This window comes from Streptomyces sp. NPDC026672 (assembly GCF_040638185.1).
Classification (GTDB): domain Bacteria; phylum Actinomycetota; class Actinomycetes; order Streptomycetales; family Streptomycetaceae; genus Streptomyces.
Genome location: NZ_JBEZXS010000020.1, coordinates 97,127 through 123,277 on the forward strand (window position 1 = coordinate 97,127; position 26,151 = coordinate 123,277).

27 protein-coding genes and 1 pseudogene are annotated in these 26,151 nt (G+C 73.1%); 15 read left to right on the forward strand and 13 right to left on the reverse strand.

The features are described from left to right. Nucleotides 1–189: 189 nt before the first annotated feature. The 7 genes from AB0F77_RS23510 (at nt 190) to AB0F77_RS23540 (ending at nt 5,462) form a co-directional block, all read left to right on the forward strand. Nucleotides 190–1,260: a SchA/CurD-like domain-containing protein gene (locus tag AB0F77_RS23510; RefSeq protein ID WP_361951900.1), complete on the forward strand. Its 1,071-nt coding sequence runs from the start codon at nt 190–192 to the stop codon at nt 1,258–1,260. A gap of 64 nt (nt 1,261–1,324) precedes the next feature. After that, nucleotides 1,325–1,789, forward strand: a complete 465-nt coding sequence (locus AB0F77_RS23515; RefSeq protein WP_361951903.1) for a cupin domain-containing protein — start codon at nt 1,325–1,327, stop codon at nt 1,787–1,789. Then, nucleotides 1,786–3,054, forward strand: a complete 1,269-nt coding sequence (locus AB0F77_RS23520) for a beta-ketoacyl-[acyl-carrier-protein] synthase family protein (RefSeq protein ID WP_361951905.1) — start codon at nt 1,786–1,788, stop codon at nt 3,052–3,054. Before AB0F77_RS23515 ends, AB0F77_RS23520 begins: the two co-directional genes overlap by 4 nt. Further along, nucleotides 3,051–4,298: a ketosynthase chain-length factor gene (locus AB0F77_RS23525; protein ID WP_361951908.1), complete on the forward strand. Its 1,248-nt coding sequence runs from the start codon at nt 3,051–3,053 to the stop codon at nt 4,296–4,298. The genes AB0F77_RS23520 and AB0F77_RS23525 overlap by 4 nt, the downstream gene beginning before the upstream one ends. Nucleotides 4,299–4,378: 80 nt before the next feature. After that, on the forward strand, nt 4,379–4,636 hold the full coding sequence (locus AB0F77_RS23530) for an acyl carrier protein (protein WP_361951911.1): 258 nt from the start codon (nt 4,379–4,381) through the stop codon (nt 4,634–4,636). Nucleotide 4,637: 1 nt separating this feature from the next. After that, nucleotides 4,638–5,117: an SRPBCC family protein gene (locus tag AB0F77_RS23535; protein ID WP_361951914.1), complete on the forward strand. Its 480-nt coding sequence runs from the start codon at nt 4,638–4,640 to the stop codon at nt 5,115–5,117. Between the two features lie 21 nt (nt 5,118–5,138). Next, a complete protein-coding gene (locus AB0F77_RS23540; RefSeq protein WP_361951917.1) occupies nt 5,139–5,462 on the forward strand; it encodes a TcmI family type II polyketide cyclase in 324 nt (107 codons plus the stop codon). 85 nt (nt 5,463–5,547) lie between these two features. Here AB0F77_RS23540 and AB0F77_RS23545 read toward each other — a convergent pair whose 3' ends face one another. The 3 genes from AB0F77_RS23545 to AB0F77_RS23555 form a co-directional block, all read right to left on the reverse strand. Further along, nucleotides 5,548–6,543 (reverse strand): methyltransferase, encoded by a 996-nt coding sequence (locus tag AB0F77_RS23545; RefSeq protein ID WP_361952071.1) that lies wholly within the window; start codon nt 6,541–6,543, stop codon nt 5,548–5,550. A gap of 103 nt (nt 6,544–6,646) precedes the next feature. Next, nucleotides 6,647–7,705 (reverse strand): right-handed parallel beta-helix repeat-containing protein, encoded by a 1,059-nt coding sequence (locus AB0F77_RS23550; RefSeq protein WP_361951920.1) that lies wholly within the window; start codon nt 7,703–7,705, stop codon nt 6,647–6,649. Between the two features lie 60 nt (nt 7,706–7,765). Then, nucleotides 7,766–8,644: an aminoglycoside phosphotransferase family protein gene (locus AB0F77_RS23555; RefSeq protein WP_361951923.1), complete on the reverse strand. Its 879-nt coding sequence runs from the start codon at nt 8,642–8,644 to the stop codon at nt 7,766–7,768. A gap of 40 nt (nt 8,645–8,684) precedes the next feature. Between AB0F77_RS23555 and AB0F77_RS23560 the strand changes: the two genes are divergently transcribed. From AB0F77_RS23560 to AB0F77_RS23570, 3 genes are all read left to right on the forward strand, one after another. After that, nucleotides 8,685–9,344 (forward strand): rhomboid-like protein, encoded by a 660-nt coding sequence (locus AB0F77_RS23560; protein ID WP_361952074.1) that lies wholly within the window; start codon nt 8,685–8,687, stop codon nt 9,342–9,344. After that, nucleotides 9,341–10,747, forward strand: coding sequence for an FAD-dependent oxidoreductase (locus tag AB0F77_RS23565; RefSeq protein ID WP_361951926.1), 1,407 nt, complete (start codon nt 9,341–9,343; stop codon nt 10,745–10,747). The genes AB0F77_RS23560 and AB0F77_RS23565 overlap by 4 nt, the downstream gene beginning before the upstream one ends. 71 nt (nt 10,748–10,818) lie before the next feature. Next, a complete protein-coding gene (locus tag AB0F77_RS23570) occupies nt 10,819–11,355 on the forward strand; it encodes a GNAT family N-acetyltransferase (RefSeq protein WP_361951929.1) in 537 nt (178 codons plus the stop codon). Here the strand turns inward: AB0F77_RS23570 and AB0F77_RS23575 are convergent. Both AB0F77_RS23575 and AB0F77_RS23580 read right to left on the reverse strand, forming a co-directional pair. After that, nucleotides 11,344–12,849, reverse strand: coding sequence for an MFS transporter (locus tag AB0F77_RS23575; RefSeq protein ID WP_361951932.1), 1,506 nt, complete (start codon nt 12,847–12,849; stop codon nt 11,344–11,346). The two genes, AB0F77_RS23570 and AB0F77_RS23575, sit on opposite strands and share 12 nt — an antisense overlap. A gap of 56 nt (nt 12,850–12,905) precedes the next feature. Continuing rightward, nucleotides 12,906–13,886 carry a zinc-binding dehydrogenase gene (locus AB0F77_RS23580; protein ID WP_361951935.1) on the reverse strand — a complete coding sequence of 327 codons (981 nt, stop codon included), beginning with the start codon at nt 13,884–13,886 and terminating at the stop codon, nt 12,906–12,908. A gap of 195 nt (nt 13,887–14,081) precedes the next feature. Between AB0F77_RS23580 and AB0F77_RS23585 the strand changes: the two genes are divergently transcribed. After that, nucleotides 14,082–14,768 (forward strand): pentapeptide repeat-containing protein, encoded by a 687-nt coding sequence (locus tag AB0F77_RS23585; RefSeq protein WP_361951938.1) that lies wholly within the window; start codon nt 14,082–14,084, stop codon nt 14,766–14,768. 15 nt (nt 14,769–14,783) lie between these two features. On the opposite strand, the gene AB0F77_RS23590 is transcribed toward AB0F77_RS23585, so the two are convergent. The 3 genes from AB0F77_RS23590 to AB0F77_RS23600 form a co-directional block, all read right to left on the reverse strand. After that, nucleotides 14,784–15,284, reverse strand: coding sequence for a hypothetical protein (locus AB0F77_RS23590; protein ID WP_361951941.1), 501 nt, complete (start codon nt 15,282–15,284; stop codon nt 14,784–14,786). 109 nt (nt 15,285–15,393) lie between these two features. Then, on the reverse strand, nt 15,394–16,332 hold the full coding sequence (locus AB0F77_RS23595; protein WP_361951944.1) for a bifunctional GNAT family N-acetyltransferase/NUDIX hydrolase: 939 nt from the start codon (nt 16,330–16,332) through the stop codon (nt 15,394–15,396). A 444-nt stretch (nt 16,333–16,776) separates the two neighbouring features. Further along, nucleotides 16,777–17,352 carry a TerD family protein gene (locus tag AB0F77_RS23600; protein WP_067005091.1) on the reverse strand — a complete coding sequence of 192 codons (576 nt, stop codon included), beginning with the start codon at nt 17,350–17,352 and terminating at the stop codon, nt 16,777–16,779. Nucleotides 17,353–17,520: 168 nt separating this feature from the next. Here AB0F77_RS23600 and arfB point away from each other — a divergent pair, with 168 nt between their 5' ends. Both arfB and AB0F77_RS23610 read left to right on the forward strand, forming a co-directional pair. After that, entirely contained in the window at nt 17,521–17,949 is a 429-nt protein-coding gene (gene arfB, locus AB0F77_RS23605; protein ID WP_361951948.1) for an alternative ribosome rescue aminoacyl-tRNA hydrolase ArfB, read from the forward strand. 133 nt (nt 17,950–18,082) lie between these two features. Then, on the forward strand, nt 18,083–18,922 hold the full coding sequence (locus AB0F77_RS23610) for a sigma-70 family RNA polymerase sigma factor (protein WP_361951951.1): 840 nt from the start codon (nt 18,083–18,085) through the stop codon (nt 18,920–18,922). On the opposite strand, the pseudogene AB0F77_RS23615 reads toward AB0F77_RS23610, so the two are convergent. Continuing rightward, nucleotides 18,867–19,294 (reverse strand): annotated as a pseudogene (locus tag AB0F77_RS23615) (GNAT family N-acetyltransferase). The gene AB0F77_RS23610 and the pseudogene AB0F77_RS23615 sit on opposite strands and share 56 nt — an antisense overlap. A gap of 68 nt (nt 19,295–19,362) precedes the next feature. Further along, nucleotides 19,363–19,947, reverse strand: coding sequence for a flavin reductase family protein (locus tag AB0F77_RS23620; RefSeq protein ID WP_361951954.1), 585 nt, complete (start codon nt 19,945–19,947; stop codon nt 19,363–19,365). A 290-nt stretch (nt 19,948–20,237) separates the two neighbouring features. Between AB0F77_RS23620 and cdgB the strand changes: the two genes are divergently transcribed. Next, a complete protein-coding gene (gene cdgB / locus AB0F77_RS23625; RefSeq protein ID WP_361951957.1) occupies nt 20,238–21,887 on the forward strand; it encodes a diguanylate cyclase CdgB in 1,650 nt (549 codons plus the stop codon). Nucleotides 21,888–22,005: 118 nt separating this feature from the next. Beyond that, entirely contained in the window at nt 22,006–22,959 is a 954-nt protein-coding gene (locus tag AB0F77_RS23630) for a carbohydrate-binding protein (protein WP_361951960.1), read from the forward strand. A gap of 15 nt (nt 22,960–22,974) precedes the next feature. Here AB0F77_RS23630 and AB0F77_RS23635 read toward each other — a convergent pair whose 3' ends face one another. From AB0F77_RS23635 to AB0F77_RS23645, 3 genes are all read right to left on the reverse strand, one after another. Beyond that, nucleotides 22,975–23,916, reverse strand: a complete 942-nt coding sequence (locus AB0F77_RS23635; RefSeq protein ID WP_361951963.1) for a 1-phosphofructokinase family hexose kinase — start codon at nt 23,914–23,916, stop codon at nt 22,975–22,977. Between the two features lie 110 nt (nt 23,917–24,026). Next, nucleotides 24,027–25,169, reverse strand: coding sequence for an N-acetylglucosamine-6-phosphate deacetylase (gene nagA, locus AB0F77_RS23640; RefSeq protein ID WP_361951966.1), 1,143 nt, complete (start codon nt 25,167–25,169; stop codon nt 24,027–24,029). Then, nucleotides 25,169–26,110, reverse strand: coding sequence for an ROK family protein (locus tag AB0F77_RS23645; RefSeq protein WP_361951969.1), 942 nt, complete (start codon nt 26,108–26,110; stop codon nt 25,169–25,171). The genes nagA and AB0F77_RS23645 overlap by 1 nt, the downstream gene beginning before the upstream one ends. Between the last annotated feature and the right edge of the window lie 41 nt (nt 26,111–26,151).

Genomic DNA, 26,151 nt, shown 5'->3' on the forward strand with positions numbered 1-26,151 from the left:
CGCATGAGACTTTCCATGCCCTGCGGGAGGGGCGGCCGGGGGGTCAATCACCCGCGTGGTGCGGCAATCACCCGCGTGGTTCATACGACTCGCGGTCCGGTGGGGAGCGGCACAGGATCAAGGAACGCTGACGTCGCGTCACTCGCGGCCGGCGTTGGTCCTGCCCCCCGCGAAGGAGATGTCCGCCAGATGACCACTACGTCCGAACGTGTTTCAGAAGCACTGACGCGACAGGTGTCGAAGGTCTCCCAGTCCGTGTTCGACGGTTCCCGCCTCAGGGTGGTCCTGTTGGTCGACGTGTACGACGGAGCCCAGCAGCAGTTCCTGGAGGCGTACGAGCAACTGGGCAGCCAGGTCGCGTCCGTTCCCGGGCATGTCAGCGATCAACTCTGCCAGTCCATCGAGAATCCGTCCCAGTGGCTCATCACGAGCGAGTGGGAGAGTGCTCCGCCGTTCCTCGCGTGGGTGAACAGCGAGGATCACGTGCGGATGGTGCGGCCGCTGCACAGCTGTGTCCGTGACACGCGGTCCCTGCGTTTCCATGTCGTCCGGGAGACGGGCAACGCGGTGCGGGGGTCGGCGGACCGTCGGCTCCAGGTGGAGCCGCGCATCGGTGACGGGGTGATCCGGCACGCGCTGACGTTCACGGTGAAGCCGGGCAGTGAGCCGCAGGTCGCGCAGATCCTGGCGAACTATGAGTCGCCGGAGGCGCGGGTCGACGACACGACGAAGTTGTGCCGTACGTCGCTGTTCATGCACGGCAACCGGGTCGTGCGCGCGATCGAGGTGCGTGGTGACCTGCTGGCGGCGCTGCGGCATGTGGCGCGGCAGCCGGAGGTGCAGGCGGTAGAGGAGGCCATCAACCCGTATCTGGAGCAGGACCGGGACTTCAAGGATCAGGAGTCGGCGCGGGTGTTCTTCACCCGGGCGGCGCTGCCCGCGGTGCACCACATGACGGCGGCGGAGTTGCCGGAGGTGGAGCGGCAGGCCCTGTACTACCCGGCCAAGCCGGGGAAGGGGATGCGGCTGGCGGAGTTGCTGGCGCAGCAGGACGAGGCGGTGGCGGAGGTCGCGGACGGTCCGGTGCTGCGCAGCACGATCTTCCAGCGTGACGACGTGGTCGTGCGTCTGGTGGATCTGCGGGAGGCGATGGGTGCGCGGGAGTTGCCGGAGACGGCGTCGGCCGAGCTGAAGTCGCTGCTGTACGGGGGTGCGGTCCGGATGGATCTCCTCACCGATCGTCGTTCGCAGGACGCGTGAGCCGGCGGGTTCGTACGTCCATCGTCCTGGAGCAGGATCCAGCAGCACACAACGGAGGTGTGTCGTGATCAAACCCCGTCCCAGAATCGTCGACCTGTGCGAGGTCGAGCCCAACGTCCGGCGTGGCGGTGATCTGCGCGCCATGCTCACCCCGGCCACGGTGGGGTCCACCAGTGGCTTCATGGGGGTGGCGATCGTGCAGCCCGGTGACCGCATCGGGGAGCACTACCACCCGTACTCGGAGGAGTTCGTGTATGTCGTCTGTGGCCGTCTGGAGGTTGATCTGGACGGTGAGGCGCATTCGTTGCGGCCGGAGCAGGGGCTGATGATCCCGGCCCACGTGCGGCACCGGTTCCGCAATGTGGGTGAGGAGGAGGCGCGGATCGTCTTCCATCTGGGTCCGCTGGCGCCGCGGCCGCAGTTGGGTCACGTGGACACGGAGGAGACCGAGGTGATCGGTGCGGCGTCCGTGATCACGGAGCCGGTGGGGGCGGGGCACGTGCCCGACCGGGGTCAGGTTCCTTCATGACCCGGCGGGTGGCGGTCACCGGTATAGGCATCGTGGCTCCGGGTGGTATCGGGGTGCCGGCGTTCTGGGATCTGCTGGCGGCCGGCCGTACGGCGACGCGGGGCATCACGTTCTTCGATCCGTCGGGTCTGCGTTCGCGGATCGCGGCCGAGTGCGACTTCGACCCGGTGGAGCACGGGCTGGACGAGCGTGAGGTCGAGCGGGCGGACAGGTACATCCAGTTCGCGCTGGTGGCCGGGGACGAGGCGGTGCGGGACTCGGGTCTCGATCTGGGGCGGGAGGACCCGTGGCGGGTCGGGGTGTCCTTGGGTACGGCGGTCGGCGGCACCACCCGGCTGGAGCACGACTACGTCCTGGTGAGCCATGGCGGGGAGCGCTGGGACGTGGATCATCGGCGGGCGGAGCCGCAGCTGCACCGGGCGTTTTCGCCGAGCACGCTGGCCTCCGCGGTGGCGGAACGTTTCGGCGCCCAGGGTCCGGTGCAGACGGTCTCGACCGGCTGCACCTCCGGGCTCGACGCGGTGGGCTACGCCTTCCACGCCGTCGAGGAGGGCCGGGCGGACATATGCATAACGGGAGCCTCGGACTCGCCGATCTCGCCGATCACGATGGCGTGCTTCGACGCGATCAAGGCGACGTCCCCGAACAACGACGACCCCGCGCACGCCTCGCGGCCCTTCGACAACAACCGTGACGGGTTCGTCATGGGCGAGGGCGGAGCGGTGCTGGTCCTGGAGGAGCTGGAGCACGCCCGGGCTCGCGGCGCGCACGTGTACTGCGAGCTGAGCGGCTACGCCACCTACGGCAACGCCTACCACATGACCGGCTTGACCAGCGAGGGACTGGAGATGGCCCGGGCGATCGAGGTCGCCCTCGACCACTCCAGGCTCGACCCGACGGCCATCGACTACGTCAACGCGCACGGCTCCGGCACCCGGCAGAACGACCGCCACGAGACGGCCGCCGTGAAGCGGGCCCTGGGTCGGCACGCGTACGACACGCCCATGAGCTCCATCAAGTCGATGGTGGGCCACTCGCTGGGGGCCATCGGCGCGATCGAGGTCGTCGCCTGTGTGCTGGCCCTGGCCAAGCAGGTCGTACCGCCGACCGCCAACTACGAGACGCCCGACCCCGAGTGCGACCTGGACTACGTCCCGCGCGTGGCCCGTGAGCGCAGGCTGAACAGCGTGCTCTCGGTGGGCAGTGGGTTCGGCGGTTTCCAGTCCGCGGTGATCCTTAGCCGTCCGAGGGAGAGGCCCCGATGAGCGCAGTCCATGAACCGCGCGCGGCCGTCACCGGTATCGGTGTGGTCGCGCCCAACGGAACCAGCACCGACACCTTCTGGAAGGCCACCCAGGAGGGGCTGAGCGTCCTCGACCGGATCTCGCGCGAGGGCTGTGCGGACCTGCCGCTGAAGGTGGCGGGCGAGGTGCGGGCCTTCGATCCGGCGGACGTGGTCGAGGAGCGCTTCCTCGTGCAGACCGACCGCTTCACGCACTACGCGATGGCGGCGGCGGACCTCGCGCTGGAGGACGCCCGGCTGGGGCGGGCCGACACCGAGGCGGCGCCGTTCTCCATCGGCGTGGTCACCGCGGCCGGTTCCGGCGGCGGCGAGTTCGGCCAGCGCGAGCTCCAGCGACTGTGGGGCAAGGGCAGCCGGTACGTCGGGCCGTACCAGTCCATCGCCTGGTTCTACGCGGCCTCCACCGGCCAGATCTCCATTCGCCGCGGCCTCAAGGGGCCGTGCTCGGTGGTCGCCGCCGACGAGGCCGGCGGTCTGGACGCGCTCGCCCACGCGGCGCGGGCGGTGCGGCGCGGCACCGACGCGATCGTGGCGGGGTCGACGGAGGCACCGCTGGCTCCGTACTCGATGGTCTGCCAGCTCGGTTACGAGGAGCTGAGCACGGTCGCCGAGCCCGACCGGGCCTACCGTCCCTTCACGGACGACGCCTGCGGGTTCGTACCGGCCGAGGGCGGCGCCATGGTCGTGGTGGAGGCCGAGGACGTGGCCCGCGCGAGGGGCGCCACCGTGCGGGCCTTCGTCGCGGGGCACGCGGCGACGTTCACCGGCGCCTCACGCTGGGCGGAGTCCCGGGAGGGGCTCGCGCAGGCGATCCGGGGCGCCCTCGACGAGGCCGGCTGCGCGCCCGAGGAGGTCGACGTGGTCTTCGCGGACGCCCTGGGCATCGCGGAGGCCGACCGGGCGGAGGCGCTGGCGATCGCCGACGCGCTGGGCCCGTGTGCGCGGCGGGTGCCGGTGACGGCGCCGAAGACCGGCTTCGGCCGGGGCTACTGCGCGGCGCCCGTGCTGGACACCGCGGCGGCGGTCCTCGCGATGGAGCACGGTCTGGTACCGCCCACCCCGAACGTCGTCGACGTCCGGTCCGACCTCGGTCTCGACCTCGTGACCGCCCGCGCCCGCGCCGCCGACCTGCGCACCGCGCTGGTCCTCAGCCGGGGGCTCATGGGGTCGAACTCGGCGCTGGTGCTGCGGCACGCGGCGTCGTAGGCGCCGCCCGCGCCTGAAGGAATCCGACGCCCTCGTGACGAGGCCCGTCCCGCACCGTCTGGAGCAAAGGAGAGGAACGCATGAGTGCTCCGATCACCGTGGAAGAGCTGTCCGCGCTCATGAAGCAGGCCGCCGGGGTCACCGTCACCCCGCAGGACCTGGAGCAGCAGTACGACTCCGGATTCGACGCCCTGGGCGTCGACTCGCTGGGGCTGCTCGGCATCGTCGGGGAACTGGAGAACCGGCACGGTATGCCGATGCCGCCGGACGCGGAGCGCTGCAAGACGCCCCGGCAGTTCCTTGACCTCGTCAACAGCACCCTGATGGCAGGAGCCTGACATGGCCGGACACACACAGAACGAGATCACCGTCGCCGCGCCGCTGAACCTGGTGTGGGACATGACCAACGACCTGGAGAACTGGCCGCGGCTGTTCAGCGAGTACGCCTCCGTCGAGGTGCTCTCGCGGGAGGGCGCGAAGACCACGTTCCGGCTGACGATGCACCCGGACGAGAACGGCACCGTGTGGAGCTGGGTGTCGGAGCGCGAGCCGGACCGCGACACGCTCACCGTCAAGGCGCGCCGGGTGGAGACCGGGCCGTTCGCGTTCATGGACATCCGGTGGGAGTACGAGGAGGTCCCCGCCGGCACGCGGATGGTGTGGACGCAGGACTTCGCGATGAAGCCGGACGCCCCGGTCGACGACGACTGGATGACCGACAACATCAACAAGAACTCCAAGGTCCAGATGGCGCTGATCCGGGACCGCGTCGAGCAGGCCGCCGCCGGCGACCGCCGCGCGGCGGCACCGGCCCGCTGAGCCGGGGGAGGGACGCATCCGATGCACCAGGCACTGATCGTCGCCCGCATGGCCCCGGGCTCCGCCCCCGACATCGCGAAGGTGTTCGAGGAGTCCGACCGGGGTGAACTGCCCCACCTCGTCGGGGTGGTCCGGCGCAGCCTGTTCCAGTTCGGCGATGTGTACATGCACCTCGTCGAGTCGGAGCGGGAGCCGGGGCCGGCCATCGCGAAGGTGACCGGGCACCCGGAGTTCCGGGACATCAGCGAGCGGCTGTCGGCGTACGTGAGCGCGTACGACCCGCAGACCTGGCGTTCCCCCAAGGACGCCATGGCGCAGCGCTTCTACCTGTGGGAGCGCGACTGAGGCGTCGTCCACCGACGAGGCCACCGGCCGCCGGGCCCCCGATGGAGCGGGCGAGGCGGCCGGTGGCCTGTGCGGGGCGTGCGGGTCAGCCGGGGACGTGGCAGTCGAACGCGTGCAGATAGGGGTTGACCGGGCCGACCCGGTCGATGACCAGGCCCGCGGCGGTGAGCCGGGCGGTCATGCTGGCGGTGGTGTGCTTGGCGCCGCCTACGTTCAGCAGGAGCAGCAGGTCCATGGCGGTGCTGAAGCGCATCGAGGGGGTGTCGTCGACGAGGTTCTCGATGACGACGACCCGGGCCCCGGGACCGCCGGCCCGGGTGACGTTGCGCAGCAGCCGGGCGGTCGACTCGTCGTCCCACTCCAGGATGTTCTTGATGACGTAGACGTCGGCCTCGACCGGCACGGCGGCGCGGACGTCGCCGGGCACGATGCGGGCACGGTCGGCGAGGTCGCCGCCGGGGCGCAGCCGGGGCACGGCGTTCTCGACGACGCGGGGCAGGTCGAGCAGACTGCCGTGCATCGAGGGGTACTTGTCGAGCAGGCAGGCCACGACGTGGCCCTGGCCGCCGCCGAGGTCGGCGACGGACGAGGCGCCGGACAGGTCGAGCAGGGCGGCGACGTCGCGGGCGGACTGCTCGCTGGAGGTCGTCATCGCCCGGTTGAAGACGTCGGCGGACTCGGGGGCGTCCTCGTTGAGGTACGGGAAGAACTCCTTGCCGTACAGGTCCTGTACGACGTTGCCGCCGGTGCGCACCGCCGTGTCGAGCCGGGGCCAGGCGTCCCAGGTCCAGGGCTCGGTGCACCACAGGGCGATGTCGCGCAGGCTGTGCGGGTCGTCCGCGCGCAGCAGGCGGGACATCTCGGTGTGCGCGAAGGTGCCGTCGGGCCGCTCGGCGAAGACGCCGTGGCAGGCGAGGGCGCGCAGCAGCCGGCGCAGCGGCCCGGCCTCGGTCTTCACCGCGGCGGCGAGGTCGTCGGTGGTCAGGGGGGTCTCGCCGAGGGCGTCGGGGACGCCGAGCCGGGCCGCGGCGCGGACGGCGGCGGCACAGGCCGCGCCGAACACCAGCTCGCGCAGCCGCATGGGCGCGGGCGGGGACGGGGGGTCTGCCTGCGGGAGCGGTGCCGAGGGGGTGGGGGACTGAACGGTCGTCATGTGCCGCCTTCCTTGCTGGACGTGGGGCCGGTCAGCACATACCGCTGGGCCTGGAGGCCCGGCAGGAGTTGCCGGTGAAGGTGTTGCCCTTGCCGGTGTCGGTGTTGACCAGGTCGGCGGGGGAGTTGTTCGACAGGGTGTTGCCGCTGACGCGGTTCCGCTCGCTGGTGACGCCGACCATGCTCTTGAACAGGACGATGCCGCCGGACAGCGGGGACCTGCCGGAGTGGTCGGTGACCCGGTTGCGGGTGACGAGGGTGTCCTCGGCGCCGGTCAGGACGATGCCGGAGCCCTGGAGGGCGGGCAGCCGGTCGGTGGCGGGGCAGGACTTGTTGTTCCGGGTGATCCGGTTGTCCCGGACGGTCAGGGCGCCGGCGCGCGGCTTGTTCTCGTCGCCGACGACGAAGACGCCCGCGCAGTTCCCGGTGGCGTAGTTGCCGGAGACGGTGAGGTCGCGCAGCCGGCGGACGGTGAGCCCGATCCGGTTGTCCTCCATCCGGTTGCGCTCGACGACCGTGCCGCCGGTGTCGAGGGCGCCGGCCTCCTCCTTGATGGTGTTGGCGAGGAACACGCCCGCGTCGCCGTTGCCGCTGACGTAGTTGCCGCGGATCACACCGCGCAGCGAGCGCTCCTGGGAGATGCCCCACACGCTGTTCTTCACGGCGTGCACACCGCGCACGGTCATACGGTCGGTGGCCATGCCGAACACGCCGGCGCGGGCGAAGCCCGTGACGGTGAGGTCGGCGACGGTGACGCCCTCGACCTCGTGCTCCTTGGTGCCGATGACGCAGATGCCGTTGCCGCCCGCGGCGCAGGTGGTGGCCGCCTTGGTGGCGGAGGGTTCGAGGACGGTCCCGCGGCCCGTGCCGCGCAGGGTCACCCGGGGGGTGCTGATGGTGACCGACTCCCGGTAGGTGCCGGGGGCGACGAGGACGGTGTCGCCGGGCCGTGCGGCGTCGACGGCCTTCTGGATGGACTCGCCGGGGTGGACCACGCGGGTCGTGTGGGCGGCGGGCGCGGGCGCGGCGCCGAGCCCGGCGCCGAGGAGCGCGGCCGTGCACGCCAGATACGCGATATGACATTTCTTCATATCGCGTACGCTAATTCCGGTTTGCTCCCGGGCGCGTCGGATGGGCCGTCCGGCGGCGTGTCATCCCCGCAGCGCCAGCCCGACCTCCCGCCGGTCCGCCGCCGGGGCCCGGCCCTGCTCGACGTCCCACAGACAGCTCTGGAGCACCCGCCCCAGCGTCCACGCGCGGGCCCGCTCCCGGTCCAGGCCGAGCGCCGCGGTCAGGATGTCGAAGCGGCGCCGGGTCTCGGCCGGGTCGTACCGGTTGACCAGGGCCGGGAGCAGTTCGAAGCCGGGGTCGCCGGCGAGCGGCTTGGGGTCGATGGCCAGCCATGCGGCGCGGCCGGCGCCGAGGACGTTGGCGTGGTGCAGGTCCCAGTGCAGCAGCCGGTCGCCGGGCTCGGCCGCCACCTCGCGCACGGCGGCGGCGCAGTCCCGCAGCAGCCGCCGGTCCGCCGGGTCGGACACGCGCGGCAGCGCCTCGGCCAGCCGCCCCGGCCAGGCCCGCGCGAGGGTGCCGAGGGTGCGCAGGCCGGGCGGGGCGGGGACGGCGGTCAGCCGGGCCAGCAGCTCCCCGATCACCCGTACGGCCCCCAGGGTGTCCGGGACGCCGGCGAGCGAGCGGGTCGCGTCGAGGCGTTCGAGCAGCAGGGTGCAGGTCGGCCCGTCGTGCTCCAGCAGGCGTACGGCACCGTCCCCGGCCCAGGCGCGCAGCGCGAGCGGTTCGCCCGCGCTCTCCCCGTTCAGCGGCTGGAGCTTCAGCGCGGCCGGGGTGCCGTCGGCGGTGACCACCGGGAGGACCAGCGCGCACATGCCGTGCATCGCCGGGCCGTCCCTCCGCAGCCGCCACCGGCGCAGGAACGTAGCGGCCCGCGCGGGCAGCGACGCGGCGAAGGCGGCCCCGGCCGCCCCGTCGGACCCGCGCAGGGAGGCCGTCAGTTCGGCAGGCACCTCGATCACCTTCCCGACGATACTGACCTGTGTGACCGGGGACGGCGGAATGCGGCGCGGGCTGCGGGCGGCGGCGGGGTACGCGCGCGGTGCTCCGGGGACGTACGTGTGGCTGTTCGTCCTGTTCGTCACCACCGTCGCCCTGCACCACATGTCCCCCGAGTTCGAGCGGGAGTTCCTGCGGCAGCGCTCCACCAACATCCACGAGCTGTCGCAGAACCCGCTGCGGGTGCTGATCGCCAGCGCCATGTGGATCGACGGCGGCCACTGGCTGCCGTACGCCTTCCTCTACACCGTCTTCCACGCCCAGGCCGAACGCTGGCTGGGCACCGGGCGCTGGCTGCTGGTGTGCGCGGCCGCGCACGTCCTCGCCACGCTGCTGAGCGAGGGCGCCCTGCTGGTGGCGATCCGCGACGGCATGGCCCCCTACTCGGCGGTCGACACCCTCGACATCGGCGTGAGCTACGCGCTCGCCGGGGTCATCGGCGTCCTCTCCTACCGCCTCGCCCCGCCCTGGCGGTACGCGTACCTGCTGGTCGTGCTCGTCGTGTACGGGGTGCCGCTCGCCGCCGGCCGCACCTTCACCGACCTGGGGCACATGGTGTCGGTCCTGGTGGGGCTCGCCTGCCGTCCGCTGGTCGCGGGACGCGGAAAAGCATGGAATCCGAAGGAGACACTGGCCGCTCCCAGGGGTAACGTCCGGCCATGAGCAGCTCGGCGCGCGGCACCGTCAACGGCGGGATCTCCTTCTGGTACGCGGACGACGGCCTCCCGGCGGCGCGGGAGCCCCTGACCGGCGACGCGTCCGCCGACGTCGTGATCGTCGGCGGCGGTTACACCGGCCTGTGGAGCGCGTACTACCTGAAGAAGGCCGCGCCCTCCCTGCGGATCACCGTCCTGGAGCAGAAGTTCTGCGGCTACGGCGCCTCCGGGCGCAACGGCGGCTGGCTCTACAACGGCGTCGCGGGCCGCGACCGGTACGCGCGGCTGCACGGCCACGAGGCCGCCGTACGGCTCCAGAAGGCGATGAACGACACCGTCGCCGAGGTCGTCTCCGTCACCGCGGCCGAGGGCATCGACGCCGACGTGCACCGCGGCGGTGTCCTCGAAGTCGCCACCACACCCGCCCAGCTGGCCCGGCTGAAGGCGTTCCACGCGCACGAGCTGGCGTACGGCGAGGAGGACCGCGAGCTCCACGGCGCCCGCGGGACGCGCGAGCGCATCCGCGTCGCCGGCGCGGTCGGCTCCAGCTGGACCCCGCACGGCGCCCGGCTGCACCCGGCGAAGCTGGTCAAGGGCCTCGCGGCGGCCGTCGAGGCGCTGGGTGTCACGATCCACGAGTCGACGCCGGTCACCGAGATCCGCCCCCGGTACGCCGTCACCCCCTACGGCACCGTCCGCGCCCCCCACGTGCTGCGCTGCACCGAGGGCTTCACCGCCTCCCTCAAGGGCCACCGGCGCACCTGGCTGCCCATGAACTCCTCGATGATCGCCACCGAGCCGCTGACCGACGCGCAGTGGGCCGAGGTCGGCTGGACGGGCCGGGAGACCCTGGGCGACATGGCGCACGCCTACATGTACGCGCAGCGCACCGCCGACGGCCGGATCGCGCTCGGCGGACGCGGGGTGCCCTACCGCTTCGGCTCGCGCACCGACAACGACGGCCGCACCCAGGAGGCGACGGTCGCGGCGCTGCGGGACATCCTGGTCCGCTTTTTCCCCGCCCTCGCGTCCGTGCGGATCGAGCACGCCTGGTCCGGGGTGCTCGGCGTGCCCCGCGACTGGTGCGCGAGCGTCACCCTCGACCGCTCCACCGGGCTCGGCTGGGCGGGCGGCTACGTCGGCTCCGGCGTGGCCACCGCCAACCTCGCCGCCCGTACCCTGCGCGACCTGGTCCTGCTCGACTCCGGACAGGGCGACCGCACCGAGCTGACCGAGCTGCCGTGGGTGGACCACAAGGTCCGCAGATGGGAGCCCGAACCGCTGCGCTGGCTCGGCGTCCGGGGCATGTACGCCACCTACCGCGCCGCCGACGAACGCGAGCGGCGCGCCCACGGCGCCGACTCGTCCCGGCTGGCCCGGCTCGCCGACCGGGTGGCGGGACGGCACTGACCGGCACCCGGCCCGACCCGGCACCCGACCCGGCGCCGACCCGGCGCGGTGCCGGTGGTTAGCCTCGGCCCATGATTCGTACCGCGACGCCCGCCGACGTCCCCGTGCTGCACGCCCTGATCCGTGAACTCGCCGCCTACGAGAAGGCGCCCGGTGAGGCACGGGCCACCGAGGAGCAGCTGCGCGAGGCGCTGTTCGGCGCGCGGCCGGCCGTCTTCGCGCACGTCGCCGTCGACGACACGGGCGACACGGGCGACACGGATGAGGGGGCCGGCGGGGCCGGCGCAGCAGGCGGGGACGGTGTGCCGGTCGGCTTCGCCCTGTGGTTCCTGAACTTCTCGACCTGGCGCGGTGCCCACGGCATCCACCTGGAGGACCTCTACGTGCGCCCGTCGGCCCGCGGTGGCGGGCACGGCCGCGCCCTGCTGACCGAGCTGGCCCGGATCTGCGTGGCGCGCGGCTACGAGCGGCTGGAGTGGTCGGTCCTCGACTGGAACGAGCCCGCGATCGGCTTCTACGAGGCCCTGGGCGCCCGTCCGCAGCTCGGCTGGACCGGATACCGGCTGACGGACGGGGCGCTCGCCGCGCTGGGCGGCTCAGCTCACTGACTCGGGCACGGGCGCCTGCGCCGGCAGCCCCCGCGGCGGTGCCTTCTGCGTGACCATCAGGCCGGCGACCAGGGCGGCGAGCAGCATCACGCCGGCCGCCCACCAGATGGCGACCGTGTAGCCGTGCACCACGCCCGCCGGGACCACGGCCGCCCGGTCGGCGGGGCCGTGCAGATGGGCGGTGATGTAGGCGGCGCTGCTGGTGGTGGCGATCGTGTTGAGCAGTGCCGTGCCGATCGAACCGCCCACCTGCTGGGCGGTGTTGACGGTCGCCGAGGTGACGCCGGAGTCCTCGGGGGCGACGCCCGCGGTGGAGGTGGCGAACACCGGCATGAACGTCAGACCCATGCCGAGGCCCATGAGGATCAGGGCGGGCAGGATCTCCGTGGTGTACGAGGAGTCGACCGTCATCCGGGTCAGGATCAGCATGCCGCCCGCCGCGAGCACCATGCCGGGGACCATCAGCGTGCGCGGCGCCGTGCGCTGGAGCAGCCGGGCGGATATCTGGGTCGAGCCGATGATGATGGCCGCCGTCAGCGGCAGGAACGCCAGGCCGGTGCGCACGGGCGAGTAGCCGAGGATGACCTGGAGGTAGTAGGTCATGAACAGGAACAGCCCGAACATGCCGATCACGGCCAGCGCCATGGTCAGGAAGCAGCCCGCGCGGTTGCGGTCCCGCACGATGCGCAGCGGCAGCAGCGGCATCGGGGTCCTGGCCTGCCACCACACGAAGGCCGCGAGCAGGACGGCGCCCGCCGCGAACAGGCCCAGCACCAGCGGGTCGCTCCAGCCGCGCGGCTGGGCCTCGCTGAAGCCGTAGACGACGGCGACCAGTCCGCCGCAGCCGAGCAGGACTCCGGGCACGTCGAGCCGGGCCCCGGAGCGGGCGGGCCGGTCGTGCAGCAGGGCGAGCGCGCCGATCACCGCGACGACGGCGATGGGCACGTTGACGTACAGGCACCAGCGCCAGTTCAGGTACTCGGTGAGCAGCCCGCCGACGATGAACCCGATCGCCGAGCCGCTGCCCGCGAGCGCGCCGTAGATGCCGAACGCCTTGCCGCGCTCGCGCGGGTCGGTGAACGTCGTCGTCAGCAGGCTGAGCGCGGACGGCGCGAGGACCGCCGCGAACACGCCCTGGAGGGCGCGGGCGCCGAACAGCATGCCCGAGCCGGTGGCTGCGCCGCCCAGCGCGGAGGCCGCCGCGAAGCCGATCAGCCCGACGACGAAGGTCCGCTTGCGGCCGACCAGGTCGGCTATTCGGCCGCCCAGCAGGAGCAGACCGCCGAAGGCCAGGGTGTAGGCGGTGATCACCCACTGCCGGTTCCCGTCGGACATGCCCAGGTCGTGCTGTGCGGACGGGAGCGCGATGTTCACGATCGTCGCGTCCAGCACCACCATCAGCTGGGCGAGGGCGATGATGACCAGTCCCCACCAGCGGCGCGGGTCGACATCACCCTTCTGCGCCTCGGATTCACCTTTTCGGGTGATATTCACCCGGTCAGAAGACCATGATTCGGGAGGCATCGCATCCCGAATCCTGCTGTTCCTGGTCATGGTTCCAGGACCACCTTTCCGATCGTCCTACGGTTCTCCAGCGCACGGTGCGCGGCCGCCGCGGCGGCCAGGGGGAAGCGGGTGAGCGCGGGCCTCAGCCGGCCCTCGGCGGCCTGGGCGAGCGCCCGCAGTTCGAGGGTGCGCAGCGGGTCGGGGCCGCCCGTGCGGGCGAGCATCACCGGCCCGAGGACCTGCTCCGACACCCCGTCGACGAGATACGGCCGCCCGTCCGCGAGACCGGCCGAGGACCAGCCGAAGACCAGGTGCCGCCCGCCGGGCCCGAGCAGGTCCACCGCCTGCCGGGCGACCTCCCCGCCCACCCCGTCGAACACGACGGTGGCCGCCCGGCCGCCCAGGTGTGCGCGGACCTTGTCCGGCCAGGCCGGGTCGGTGCGGTCGACGGCCGGGTCGGCACCGGCCGCCCGTGCCCGCGCGACCTTCGCCGGGCCGCCCGCGATCCCGACGACCGTGGCGCCGACGTTCCGCGCGTACTGCGTGAGCAGGGTGCCGAGCCCGCCGGCCGCCGCCGGGATCACGGCCACGGAGTCCGGGCCCAGCTCGGCGAACTGCACGATCCCCATGGCCGTACGGCCCGTGCCGATCATCGCGACCGCCTCGGCGAAGTCCAGGCCGGCCGGGACCTCGTGCACACGGTCCACGTCGCAGACGGCCAGCTCGGCGTAGCCGCCGGGCGCGAACCCGAGATGGGCCACCACCCGCCGGCCGAGCCACAGCCGGGCCACGCCCTCGCCGAGCGACTCCACGACCCCCGCCACCTCGCGGCCCGGCACGGTCGGCAGGGCGGGCAGCTCGGGCAGCGGGCCCCGGTGGCCCGCGCGCAGGGCGGCGTCGAGCAGATGGACGCCCGCGGCGGCCACGGCGATGCGGACCTGCCCGGGGCCGGGCTCCGGGTCGGCGACCCGCTCGTGTCTGAGGTTCTCGGCCGGGCCGAAGCGGTGCAGACGGATGGCGTGCATCGGGGTTCCCCCGTCGAAGGTCGTCGGTCGTGCGCTGTCCGCCTCACTGTTCGACCTCAAGCCCGCTTGAGGTCAAGGGGGCCGGCGGCCGGGGGCGCCTTACGCGGATAGGACGCCCGCGCCGCCGCGAATGTGACATCGGCCGTGTCGCCGCAGGTCGGGGCGATTGTCAGTGGCGGGGTGCAGCATGGGCGCATGGCGAGGAGAACGACCGGGGGCACCGGGGTGCCCGTACCGCGGCGGCCGGAACTGCGACTGCCGCCCCTGGAGCCGTACGGGGACGAGGAGTTGGCACCCGACGGCGACTACGACGGACTGGCCTTCACGGAGACCGACCTCACCGGTCAGGACGGGGCCGGGGCGCGCTTCATGGACTGCGCGCTGAGCGGCTGCGTCCTCGACGGGACACGGCTGCACCACGCCCGGTTCCTCGACTCCGCCCTCGGCGCGGTGCGAGGGGTGGGCACCGACCTCGCCGAGGCCACGCTCCGCGACGTCGAACTGACCGACGCGCGCCTGGGCGGCACCCAGCTCCACGGCGCCGTCCTGGAGCGGGTCGTCGTCCGGGGCGGCAAGATCGACTACCTCAATCTGCGCACGGCCCGGCTCAAGGACGTCGTCTTCGAGCACTGCGTCCTGGTCGAACCCGACTTCGGCGGCGCCCGCTTGGAGCGGGTCGCGTTCACCGACTGCGTCCTGAGGTCGGCGGACTTCACCGGGGCGACGCTCAAGGACGTGGACCTGCGCGGGGTCGCCTCCCTGGAGGTCGCGCGCGGGATCGACCGGCTCACGGGGGCGGTGATCAGCACGGGGCAACTGCTGGACCTGGCCCCGGTGCTGGCGGCCCAGCTGGGCATCAGGGTCGACGACGGCGCCCCGTAGACCGCCCGCGCGGCCTCACGCCACCCTGGGGAACCTCGCCTGGAGCGTCCAGATCGCCGGGTTCTCCGCCAGGTCCTCGTGGAGGTCGGTCAGGTCGGCGATCACGTCGTGCAGGAAGTCCCGTGCCTCGCGGCGCAGTTCGGCGTGGGAGAAGCTGAGCGGCTTCTCCTCGGCAGGCATCCAGTCGGACTCGATGTCCACCCAGCCGAAGCGGCGCTCGAAGAGCATCCGGTCGGTGGACTCGGTGAAGTCCAGCTCCGCGTGCTGCGGCCGGGACGCGCGGGAGCCCGCCGGGTCGCGGTCCAGCCGCTCCACGATGTCGCACAGCGCCCAGGCGAAGTCCAGCACCGGCACCCATCCCCAGGCCGTGGACAGTTCCCGGTCCGACTCGGTGTCCGCGAGGTAGACGTCCCCGCAGAACAGGTCGTGCCGCAGCGCCCGCACGTCCGCACGCCGGTAGTCGGTCTGCGGGGGGTCCGGGAAGCGGTTGGAGAGGGCGTAGCCGATGTCGAGCACGTACGAGATGGTGTCACGCCCCGTCGGAGGCCCCGGCAGGGCCATGGGGGCGACGGGGCCATGAGGTCGACGGACTGTGGGGTCGACGGGGCCGTGGGGCCGGCGGGCCCTACGCCTCCCACTCGTCCAGGAGCCGGGCCAGGTCCGGGGGCCACACCGGCTCGGCCTCCGCGGCGAGTTCCGCGCGGGTCCACCAGCGCCAGGTGAGGATGCCGTCCGCGGCGTGGGCGGCGGCGAGCTGGGGACCGGTCGGTTCGCGGCGCGGGCCCCGGGTGACGTAGACGTGCTCGTGCTGGTGCACCGGGGTCGAGCCGTGCGTGAAGTCGTGCTCCCACGTGCACAGCAGGTCGCCCGGCGCCAGGTCCGTCCAGCCGGTCTCCTCGCGCAACTCCCGCAGCGCGCCCTCGCGGGGGCCCTCGTCCGCCTCCAGACCGCCGCCGGGCAGGGCCCAGTGGACGCCGATCTCGACGTTGTCGTAGCGCAGCAGGAACACCGCGCCCTCCGGGTCCACCACCGCGACCCGGGCCGCCCGGCGCGGGGTGCGCAGCAGCTTGCGCAGGACGGTGCAGGGGCGGCCGTGCGCGAGGTCGGGGCGGTGGTCGACGACCTGGTGACCGAGGGCGGTCCAGAAGGCCAGCGCCCCGGGGTTGTTGTCGAGGACGGCGAGCCGGACCGCCGTACGGCCGCTCGCCCGCAGGCGTTCCTCCACGAGCTCGGCGATCCGGCGGCCGTGGCCCCGGCCCCGCACGGCCGCGTCCACCATCAGCAGACCGATCCACGGGTCCGGGTCGGCCGGGTCCGGGTGCCGGTCCAGGGTCACCACGACCCCGATCAGCCGCCCCTCGCTGCGGGCCATCAGCACCTCCGCGCCCGGCTGCGCCAGCTCGTCGGCCAGCGCGGCGGCCACCTGCTCGGCCGTGACGTCGTCCGGGTCCGGGAAGTCACCGCTCAGGGCGTGGAACTCCCGGTTGGACGCGTAGAGCGCGGTGAGCTCGGTGAGCACCGCGACGGGAATGTCCCGCCCCCGGGGAAGCCCTTCAAGGATCACCGGGGCAACGTACCCCGAAGCAGGCGCGAACCGCTCCCGCGGCGGGATGCCGGGACGTCCGCCGCGTGGCACGTGGGGCGTAGGGCATCGGGCGTGGGACGGCGGCTCGGGGTGGTCGCCTCGGCATGGGCGGGGGCACCGGGAGAGCGAGTCCCTCCGGTGAGAGCAGGGGCACGGGGGTGCGGGTGCCTCCCCTGGGAGCAGGCGCGTCAGACGCGCGGGTCCCTCCCGTGGGAGTGGGTGCGCGGGGTGTGGGTCTCTCCGGTGGGGCGGGTGCGTCGGGAGCGCAGGTTTCTCCCGTGGGAGCGGGTGTGTCGGGCGGGCGTTTCACTTTCGTGAGATGAGAGGGGTGCGCCGGGAGTGTCGGTCCCCCCCGCGGCAGCGGATGCGCCGCGAGCCCCGGGCGCGGTGTCGGTGCGGCCGGGGCTCGTCGGTGGGGCGTGGTCAGACGTTGACGCCGAAGTCCTGGGCGATGCCGACCAGGCCCGAGGCGTAGCCCTGGCCGACCGCGCGGAACTTCCACTCCGCGCCGTTGCGGTACAGCTCGCCGAAGACCATGGCCGTCTCCGTGGCGGCGTCCTCCGACAGGTCGTAGCGCGCGATCTCGGCGCCGCCGGCCTGGTTGATGATCCGGATGTACGCGTTGCGGACCTGGCCGAAGTTCTGCCCGCGGTTCTCGGCGTCGTAGATGGAGACCGGGAACACGATCTTGTCGATGTCGGCCGGCAGGGCGGCCAGGTTGACGTTGATCGCCTCGTCGTCGCCCGCGCCCTCGCCGGTGCGGTTGTCACCGGTGTGGACGATCGAGTTGTCCGGGGTCTGCTTGTTGTTGAAGAAGACGAAGTGGGCGTCCGAGTAGACCTTGCCCTGCGTGTTGACCGCGATGGCGGAGGCGTCGAGGTCGAAGTCCGTGCCGGTGGTGGTGCGGACGTCCCAGCCGAGGCCCACGGTGACGGCGGTCAGGCCCGGAGCCTCCTTGGTGAGCGAGACGTTGCCACCCTTGGACAGGCTTACAGCCATGGTTTGGGAGTCCCTTCCCTCGTTGCGTACGTACGGCTTCGTACTGGGGACGAAGCTACCGTCACCGGGGACAACGTCGAGGGGGGTACCAGTGGTTCCGGGTGCCTTTACCTTTTTTACCCGGGAAAACCGGATGACGTGGCCCGCCCGCCCCGCGACCATGGACACATGTCCGAACCCCATGTCGTCCGCGGCTCCGTCGTGCTTCCCGACGCCGAGCTCATGTGGCGTTTCTCGCGGTCGTCCGGGCCGGGCGGACAGCACGTCAACACCAGTGACTCCCAGGTGGAGCTGAGGTTCGACCTGGCCCGCACCGAGGCGCTGCCGCCCGTGTGGAAGCAGCGCGCCCTGGAGCGGCTGGCCGGCCGCCTCGTCGACGGCGTGCTCACCGTACGGGCGTCCGAACACCGCTCACAGTGGCGCAACCGCGAGGCCGCCGCCGTACGGCTGGCCGCCCTGCTGGCCGAGGCGACCGCGCCCCCGCCCAAGCAGCGCAGGCCGACCCGCATCCCGCGCGGGATCAACGAACGCCGGCTGCGGCAGAAGAAGCAGCGCTCCGACACCAAGCGGGGCCGCTCGGGCCGGGACTGGACGTAACGGACCGGCACCCGCGTCCACGGCCACGGCCACGCCCACGGCCCCGGACCCTCCGTTGTCACATTCCCGTCCTCCCGTTCGTCAGCACACCGACGGCATCGGCGACAGCGCCGGACGAGAGGCGGGTACGGACATGGGTGGCGACGACGTCCTGGCCGAGCGGTTCGAGGCGCACCGGGCACGGCTGCGGGCCGTCGCGTACCGGATGCTCGGTTCGGCGGCCGAGGCCGACGACGCGGTGCAGGAGGCCTGGCTCCGGCTGAGCCGCAGCGACGGCGCGCAGGTGGAGAACCTGGGCGGCTGGCTGACGACGGTCGTCGGACGGGTCTGCCTGGACATGCTGCGCTCCCGCACGCACCGGGCCGAACAGCCCCTGGAACAGGGCCCCGAGGTGCCCGTCGCCACCGCCGGCCCCGAACAGGACGCGCTGCTCGCCGACTCGGTGGGCGTGGCGCTCCTGGTCGTCCTGGACACGCTCTCGCCGGCCGAGCGGCTGGCGTTCGTGCTGCACGACCTGTTCGCGGTGCCGTTCGAGGAGGTCGCCCGCGTCCTCGGACGCAGCCCGGCCGCGGCACGGCAGTTGGCGAGCCGGGCCAGGCGGCGGGTGCAGGGGGCGCCGGTGCCGGACGTCGACGTGGCGCGGCAGCGGGCGGTCGTGGACGCGTTCCTCGCCGCCGCGCGCGGGGGCGACTTCGACGGGCTGCTCGCGGTGCTCGACCCGGACGTGGTGGCCCGCGGCGAGACCGGGGAGACCGTGGGGGCGGCGGCGGTCGCCTCCGGGGCGTGGCGCTTCGTGTACCTCGCAGCCGCCGCCCGCACCGCCCTGGTGGACGGCGTGCCCGGCCTGGCCCTCCTCGCGGGCACCCGCCCGGACCGCCTGCTGACCTTCGGCTTCGCCGGCGACCGCATCACGGCCGTCACGGTCGTCGCGGACCCGGACCAGGTGTCCCGCATGACGGTCGTGCTCGACTAGTGCCCCGACAGGCGCACCAGCCGCCGGGTGCCAGGGCCGGCACCCCGACCGTCTGGCCCCCGCTGGTCTCCCCGTTCGTCCGGAAGCCGAGGCCCAGGTAGAAGCCCTCGGGGCCGGAGGGGCCGGGGTGCCGGGTGACGTACAGTTCGCGGCCGCCCCGCCGGCGGATCTCCTCGGCGACGGACTCGACCGCGAACCGTCCGTGGCCCCGGCCCTGCCGCTCCGCCGCGATGTTCAGCCGCCACAGGCCCGACCGTCGCACCCGGCCGTCGCCGTACCGGTCGATGCTGCCCGCTCCTGGTCCGGGTGGACGCGAATAGCGGTCGCCGCGTCGAAATTCCGGGGGGTGAGTTCTTCCAGGCGGGGTGTCATCGGGGCACCTTAGTGAGGCGGTTCACATAACTGCCACGGGAATTCCGCCCGCGCCCTCGGCCGCCGTATTAGCCCAACTGTCGGTAGCGGCCCCGGAAATAGAGCAGGGGCCCGCCGTCGGCGCTCGGCACCCGGGCGGTGAGGACCCGGCCGATCACCAGGGTGTGGTCCCCGGCCGGCACCCGCCGCTCGGTCCGGCACTCCAGGGTCGCGAGCGCCCCGCCGACGAGCGGCGCCCCCGTCACCTCGCCGCGCGTGTACGCGATGTCCTCGAACAGCAGCCGGTCGCTGATGCGGCCCTTCATCGCGAAGCGCCCGGCGATGTGCCGCTGGCTCTCCGTGAGCACGGACACCGCCCACAGCGGCTGCTCGTCGAGCAGGTCGTCCATCCGGGCCCCCGTACGCAGGCTGACCAGCACCAGCGGCGGTTCCAGGGACACGGAGAGGAACGCCGTCGCCGTCATGCCGGCGTCCTCGCCGGGCGGCGCCGAGGGGTCGTCCGGGTCGAGCGGGGTCTCCCGCGCGGTCACCAGGACCACCCCCGCGGCCAGCCGGGACATCGCGGCCCGGAACGCGTCGTTGCTCACCCCCACAGCATGCCCGGGGGAGGCCGGGAGGGCGGACGGCGGCAGGGGAGCGGGGTTGTTCGACACGCCGGAAACGCTAGTGTTCGCTGCGCGCGGACCGCATCGGGCCTCCGCCCGAACCGGGTCCTAGGACTACGGAACGACCGTGCGGAAATCCCGGGGAAACGCGGAAACCCCACTCAATTGTTCATGTTCTTCTGTGACTTGAGTCACAAGGGCCATGAATTGTTGACCCTGTGTACCGGGTGGGGAGCGCGCTGTGATTCAGTGGCGGGGAAGATGCAAGGGGCACCACCGATAAGAAGCGCCGAAGACATCCCTTGATTCGCTGCTGAGGTCTCGGGGGGAGGGCGAGCATGGAGACCGAGTCGGAGCCGTACGTCCGCCTTGCGTCCCTGCGACAGCTGCACCAGGTCATGGCCGACATGAACACGGCCCGCAGCCTGGCGGACACACTGCAGACCGTCGCCGACGGCGTGGTGGGCGCCCTGGGGTACGAGATGGCGTGCGTCAACCTCGTGCGCCCCGACGGCGACCTGGTCGTCGCCGCCTTCGCCGGGAACTCCGCCGCGGAGGCCCTCATCACCGGCCGGGTCGGCTCCCGCGGGTCCTGGGAGCGCCGGCTCACCATGGGCGAGTCCTGGGGCGACCTGCGGTTCATACCGCACACCGAGGGCTGGGTCCTGGACGACGACGACGTCCCCCAGTGGTACACCGACGGTCCCGCCCCCCGCTTCGAGGACGAGTGGCACCCCTCCGACCGCCTCTTCGCCCCGATGTACACCCCGGGCGTGCAGGGCTCCTCCGGCGAACTGCTCGGCGTGATCTCCGTCGACCGGCCGCGCAACGGCCGCCACCCGGGCGCCTGGGGCCGCGAGGCGCTCCAGATGTACGCGTTCCAGGCGGCCATCGCCATCAGCAACGCCCGGCTGCGGGCCAACATGCAGCGCGCCCTGGTCCGCCTGGAGCGGGAGCAGCAGGCGTTGCGCGCCAGCGAGGAAAGCTTCCGTCAGGCGTTCGAGTACGCCCCCTCCGGCATGGCCATCGCCGAGATGGGCGGCGACCAGCACGGCCGCATCCTGCGCACCAACGACGCCCTGTGCCGGCTGCTCGGCCGCCCCGCCTCCGCGATGCGCCGCTACTCCTTCTCCGACCTGGTGCACCCCGAGGACATCGGCACCCTGCTGCGCACCTCGGCAGAGGGCGGGCGCGCGGAACTGCGGCTCGGCCGCCGCGACGGCTCCTACGTCTGGGTGTCCCTGCGCAACTCCGTCGTCGCCGACGCCACCGACGGCCCCCGCTTCCTGCTGACCCACGTCGAGGACATCGAGGAGCGCAAGCGCCGCGAGCTCCAGCTCGCCCACCGCGCCTCGCACGACTCGCTCACGGGCCTGCCGAACTCCGCCGAGCTGCGCTCGCGGCTCGCCTCCCGGCTGTGCCGGCGCCCCTCGCACGTCGGGGAGATCGAGTCCGCGGACGCGGCCTACGGCCATCCCGCCTACGACGTCAACGGCCACGGCTTCGACTTCGCGGCCGCGCCCGAGAGCTTCGACGGCTTCGACCACCATGTGCACACCGTCGCCCCCGACAGCGGCCAGGACGACGGCACCAAGGGCCTCGCGGTCCTCTTCTGCGACCTCGACGGCTTCAAGTCGATCAACGACCGGTTCGGGCACAACGCGGGCGACGCCGTCCTCATCGAGGTGGCCCGCAGGCTCAGCAGGGGCGTGCGCGACGGTGACACCGTGGCCCGGCTGGGCGGCGACGAGTTCGTGATCCTCGCCGACGGCCTCGGCAACGCCGACGCCCAGGACCTGGCCGTACGGCTGCGCAACGAGATCATCCAGCCCATCAGGGCGGAGGGCCGGGCCGTGCGGGTGGGCGCCAGCTTCGGCATCGGCTGGGCACATTGCGGGATGACTGCGGACGAAGTGTTGAAATCCGCCGACGAACGGATGTACGTCGAGAAAAGATCTCGTCCCAAACAGCACAGGCGCGCGGGATGATCCCCAGGTCAGCGATGTGATGCCTGTCGAGTCACCCGTTCGGCCCAGCGAGAGCGGGTAGGCTCGCCATTCAAAACCTGTACCGGATCCGCCCGCACCTGTTGAGGAGTACCAAGGGATGACGCCCGGCGACAACGGCGCGAGCACGCCCGAGGACGAGGACCCGTTCGGCTACCTGTACGCCGACGGGCAGGCCAGAGGAGCCCAGCCGCCGTCCGGTGGTTACGGCTACCCGAACGCGGTCAACAGGGTGCGCCCGGTCGGCGAGCGTCAGTACGGACAGCAGCCGCAGCCCACCTACGGCGGCCAGCAGACCGTCGCGCAGCCGCAGGGCGGCTACGGGCAGCCGCAGCAGGGGACGTACGGCCAGCCGAACGCCCACTACCAGGCGCCGGAGACCTACCCGGGCGGTGCCCCGAACGGCCCGCGCGCGCCGCAGGGCGGGGGGCGGGGCCGCGGCCCCAACACCAAGGGGCTGCTGATCGGCGCGATCGCCGTGGTCGCGGCGGTTGTCATCGGCATCGGCGTCGCCATGCTCAACGGCAACTCGGACGACGGCAAGTCCGGGGACCAGGCGCAGACGCAGCCCACCCAGTCCGAGAGCGCGGGTCCCAGCCCGAGCGACGGCGACGAGACCGCCCCGGCCGAGCTGCCCAAGACCGACGCGAAGACGCTGCGCCTCGCCGGCACGGCGGCCACGGCGTCGGACGTCGCGGGCGCGGACTCGGCGGGCGGCGCCTATGTGGGCGGCCTCAACCAGGTCGGTTCCTCCGTCACCTGGACCGTGGACAACATCCCCGAGGACGGCACGTACACGCTGTTCACGCGCTACAGCGCGGCCGGTGAGGACCAGTCGATGACGCTGAGCGTCAACGGCAAGCCGTTCGGCAGCAAGCTGAACCTGTCCAACTTCACGCACAACAACGACCCGGCCAAGGCGTGGACGAAGACCTTCGCCTGGCCGACCCTGTCCAAGGGCACCAACGTCCTGTCGATCTCCTGCGAGGCCGGCGACAAGTGCGACGTCCTCCTCGACCAACTGTGGCTGAAGAAGGGCCAGGTCAAGGACTGACGGCCCGGGGCGTCGTCAGCGTCCGCAGGGGGTCGGTGTGGGGTCGCCGGTCACCGTGACCCGGGCCAGCAGGGCCTCGTACGCCGTGTGGTCGAACTCGCCCGCGGTGGGGGCCAGTACGGTCGCGGCCGACAGGGCCACCGCGCGGGCCAGCCGGTCCGGCCAGGGCAGCCGGTCCGCGAGGCCCGACAGCAGACCCGCGACCGCCGAGTCCCCGGCGCCGGTGGGATTGCCGCGCAGCCGCTCGGGCGGGGCGGCAGACCAGTTCCCCTCGGGGGTGTGCGCCAGCAGGCCCTGTGCGCCCAGGGAGGCCACGACCGCGCGGGCGCCGCGCCGCCGGGCGTCCCGTACCGCACGCAGCGGCTCGTGGGAGCCGGTGAGTTCGGCCAGTTCCTCCGCGTTCGGCTTGACGACGTCCGGACGGGCGGCCAGCCCGCGCCGCAGCGGCTCCCCGCCGGTGTCGAGCAGCACCGGCACCCCGGCGGCGTGCGCGGCCCGTACCAGTCCCGCGTACGCGCCCACCGGCACCCCCGGTGGCAGGCTCCCGCACAGCGCCACCGCCGAGGCGGGGCCGAGGAGTTCCTCGTAGGCGCGCTGGAAGCCGGCCCACTCGGTCGGCGCTATGGGCGGCCCCGGCTCGTTGAGCTGGGTGGTGTCGCCCGTGCGTTCGTCCACGACGGCGATCGTGCGCCGGGTCGCCCCGGCCACCGGCACCAGCGCGTCGACCAGCCCCGGGATGCCCGCGAGACGGTCGCGGACCTCGCGCCCGGTGCCGCCGCCCGCGAACCCGGTGACCGTCACCGGGTGGCCGAGCGCGGCCAGCACCCGGGCCACGTTCAGTCCCTTGCCGCCCGGCCGTTCGGTCACCTCGGAGACGCGGTGGGTGGTCTGCGGGCGCAGGGACCGCACCCGGTAGGTGAGATCGAGCGCGGTGTTCAGCGTGACCGTGAGGATCACCCGGGCCGACCTCCCTCGTGGACATGTGCCGTTCGCGTCCTGATCATGCCAAAGACACGGCGGCCGGCCCAGAGCGCGGGACGGCCGCCGTCGTCTATTGGCGGGACGGATCAGGACAGTCGGGGAGCGACCACCCAACGTCCCTGGCGCATCACGCCCTTGACGTCGAAACCGGCGTCGAGCAGGACCAGGTCGGCGTCCTTGCCGGGCTCCAGGGAGCCCACCCGGTCGGCCATCCCGAGCAGCCGGGCCGGGTTCGCCGACAGGGCCGCCACCGCGTCCTCGACGGGCAGCCGGTCCACGGTCACCGCCCGCTTGAACGCGCGGTCCTGCGTCAGCGTCGACCCCGCGATCGAGCCGCCCTCCACCAGCCGGGCCACGCCCTCCGTGACCTCGACCTCCAGCGGGCCGAGCATGTAGCGGCCGTCGCCGATGCCGGCCGCGTCCATCGCGTCGGTGATGAACGCGACCCGCTCCGCGCCCGCGCGCCGGAACGCCAGCTCCAGCGCCGCCGGGTGCAGATGGGTGCCGTCGTTGATCAGCTCGACCGTGACCCGCTCGTCCTCCAGGAGCGCGGCGACCGGCCCCGGCGCCCGGTGGCCGAGCGCCGGCATGGCGTTGAACAGATGGGTCGCGACGGTTGCGCCGGCGTCGATCGCCTCCACGGTCTGTTCGTACGTGGCGTCCGTGTGCCCGACGGCGGCGATCACGCCGTGCTCCGCGAGCAGCCGTACGGAGTCGATGCCGCCCGGCAGCTCGGTGGCGAGGGTGACCATGCGGGCGCTGCCGCGGGCCGCGTCGAGCAGCTTGCGCACCTCCGCCGGGTCCGGGTCGCGCAGCAGTTCCTCGGAGTGGGCGCCCTTTCGGCACGGGGAGATGAACGGGCCCTCGAAGTGGATGCCGGCGATCTCGCCCTGCTCGGTCAGCTCCGACAGCAGCCCGGCCTGCTGGGCCAGGAGGTCCATGTCGTCGGTGACGGTGGAGGCGACGAGTGTGGTGGTGCCGTGCTGCCGGTGGGTGCGGACGGCCGTCATGATCTCGTCGGCCGTGCCGGAGAAGGACGCGCCGCCGCCGCCGTGGTTGTGGAGGTCGACGAAGCCCGGGACCAGCCAGTGGCCCCGTACGTCGACGGTCTCCGCGTCCGCGCGGGCGGCACCCGCGACGCGGGTGCCCTCGACGATCACGCGCCCGTCGTCCACGATCCCGGTGGGCAGCACCACCCGGGCACCGGCGAGAACCAAACTGGGGGCCATCAGGCGCTTACCTCCGAGGGGTCAGTGGTGTCGAGGAGATCCCGGGCGAGCAGTCCCGCGCCCAGGCAGCCGGCGGTGTCGCCCAGGGCGGCGGGGACGATCGAGGGGAGCTTCTGGAAGGTGACGCGCCGCCGGACGGCCTCGCGCAGCGGCGCGAACAGGACGTCCCCCGCCTCGGCGAGCCCGCCGCCGACGATGAGGGTGCGCGGGTCCAGCAGGGTGAGCGCGGTCACCAGTCCGTCGGCGAGCGCGTCCACGGCCTCCTGCCACACCCGGACGGCGTTCGGGTCGCCGGACACGACGGCCTTCGCGCAGTCCGCGGCGTCCGCGTCCTGCTGCCCGCCGGCCGCGGCCCACGCCTCGCTGACGGCGGCGGCGGACGCGTACCGCTCCAGACAGCCCCGCTGCCCGCACGGACAGGCGGCGCCGCCGGGCCGTACGACGATGTGGCCGATCTCGCCCGCGAAGCCGTGCGCGCCCGCCTCTACCCGGCCGTCGGAGCCGATCGCGCCCGCGATGCCGGTGCCCAGCGCCACGAACAGGAAGCGGTCCGCGCCCCGGCCCGCGCCGATCCGGCCCTCGGCGAGGCCGCCGGTGCGCACGTCGTGCCCGAGCGCCACCGGCACCCCGAGCCGCCCGGCGATCAGCGCGCGCAGGGGGACGTCACGCCAGCCGAGGTTGGCCGAGTAGACGGCGGTGCCGTGCGCCTCGTCGACGATGCCGGGGACGGCGACGCCGACGGCGGAGGCGGGCGCCCCGAACACGGCGGCGCCGTGGGCGCTCAGCTCGGCGGCGAAGTCGACGATGTCCCGGACCACGGCGTCGGGCCCGCGCTCGCGCCCCGTCGCCCGGCGTCCCTGGTGGAGCAGTGTGCCGCCGGAGTCGATGAGGGCGGCCTTCATCCCGGTGCCGCCCACGTCGAGGGCGATGACATGTCTCACGGGGAACAGTGTGGACCTCCGACCCGCAAGAGGTCTAGTCC

Bases quoted from the DNA above. Each gene is read 5' to 3' on its own strand.
- AB0F77_RS23510 (WP_361951900.1), top strand. From the start codon at position 190: ATGACCACTACGTCCGAACGTGTTTCAGAAGCACTGACGCGACAGGTG.
- AB0F77_RS23520 (WP_361951905.1), top strand. From the start codon at position 1,786: ATGACCCGGCGGGTGGCGGTCACCGGTATAGGCATCGTGGCTCCGGGT.
- AB0F77_RS23525 (WP_361951908.1), top strand. From the start codon at position 3,051: ATGAGCGCAGTCCATGAACCGCGCGCGGCCGTCACCGGTATCGGTGTG.
- AB0F77_RS23530 (WP_361951911.1), top strand. From the start codon at position 4,379: ATGAGTGCTCCGATCACCGTGGAAGAGCTGTCCGCGCTCATGAAGCAG.
- AB0F77_RS23535 (WP_361951914.1), top strand. From the start codon at position 4,638: ATGGCCGGACACACACAGAACGAGATCACCGTCGCCGCGCCGCTGAAC.
- AB0F77_RS23540 (WP_361951917.1), top strand. From the start codon at position 5,139: ATGCACCAGGCACTGATCGTCGCCCGCATGGCCCCGGGCTCCGCCCCC.
- AB0F77_RS23545 (WP_361952071.1), bottom strand. From the start codon at position 6,543: ATGCGGCTGCGCGAGCTGGTGTTCGGCGCGGCCTGTGCCGCCGCCGTC.
- AB0F77_RS23550 (WP_361951920.1), bottom strand. From the start codon at position 7,705: ATGAAGAAATGTCATATCGCGTATCTGGCGTGCACGGCCGCGCTCCTC.
- AB0F77_RS23560 (WP_361952074.1), top strand. From the start codon at position 8,685: ATGCGGCGCGGGCTGCGGGCGGCGGCGGGGTACGCGCGCGGTGCTCCG.
- AB0F77_RS23565 (WP_361951926.1), top strand. From the start codon at position 9,341: ATGAGCAGCTCGGCGCGCGGCACCGTCAACGGCGGGATCTCCTTCTGG.
- AB0F77_RS23570 (WP_361951929.1), top strand. From the start codon at position 10,819: ATGATTCGTACCGCGACGCCCGCCGACGTCCCCGTGCTGCACGCCCTG.
- AB0F77_RS23580 (WP_361951935.1), bottom strand. From the start codon at position 13,886: ATGCACGCCATCCGTCTGCACCGCTTCGGCCCGGCCGAGAACCTCAGA.
- AB0F77_RS23585 (WP_361951938.1), top strand. From the start codon at position 14,082: ATGGCGAGGAGAACGACCGGGGGCACCGGGGTGCCCGTACCGCGGCGG.
- AB0F77_RS23600 (WP_067005091.1), bottom strand. From the start codon at position 17,352: ATGGCTGTAAGCCTGTCCAAGGGTGGCAACGTCTCGCTCACCAAGGAG.
- arfB (WP_361951948.1), top strand. From the start codon at position 17,521: ATGTCCGAACCCCATGTCGTCCGCGGCTCCGTCGTGCTTCCCGACGCC.
- AB0F77_RS23610 (WP_361951951.1), top strand. From the start codon at position 18,083: ATGGGTGGCGACGACGTCCTGGCCGAGCGGTTCGAGGCGCACCGGGCA.
- cdgB (WP_361951957.1), top strand. From the start codon at position 20,238: ATGGAGACCGAGTCGGAGCCGTACGTCCGCCTTGCGTCCCTGCGACAG.
- AB0F77_RS23630 (WP_361951960.1), top strand. From the start codon at position 22,006: ATGACGCCCGGCGACAACGGCGCGAGCACGCCCGAGGACGAGGACCCG.
- nagA (WP_361951966.1), bottom strand. From the start codon at position 25,169: ATGGCCCCCAGTTTGGTTCTCGCCGGTGCCCGGGTGGTGCTGCCCACC.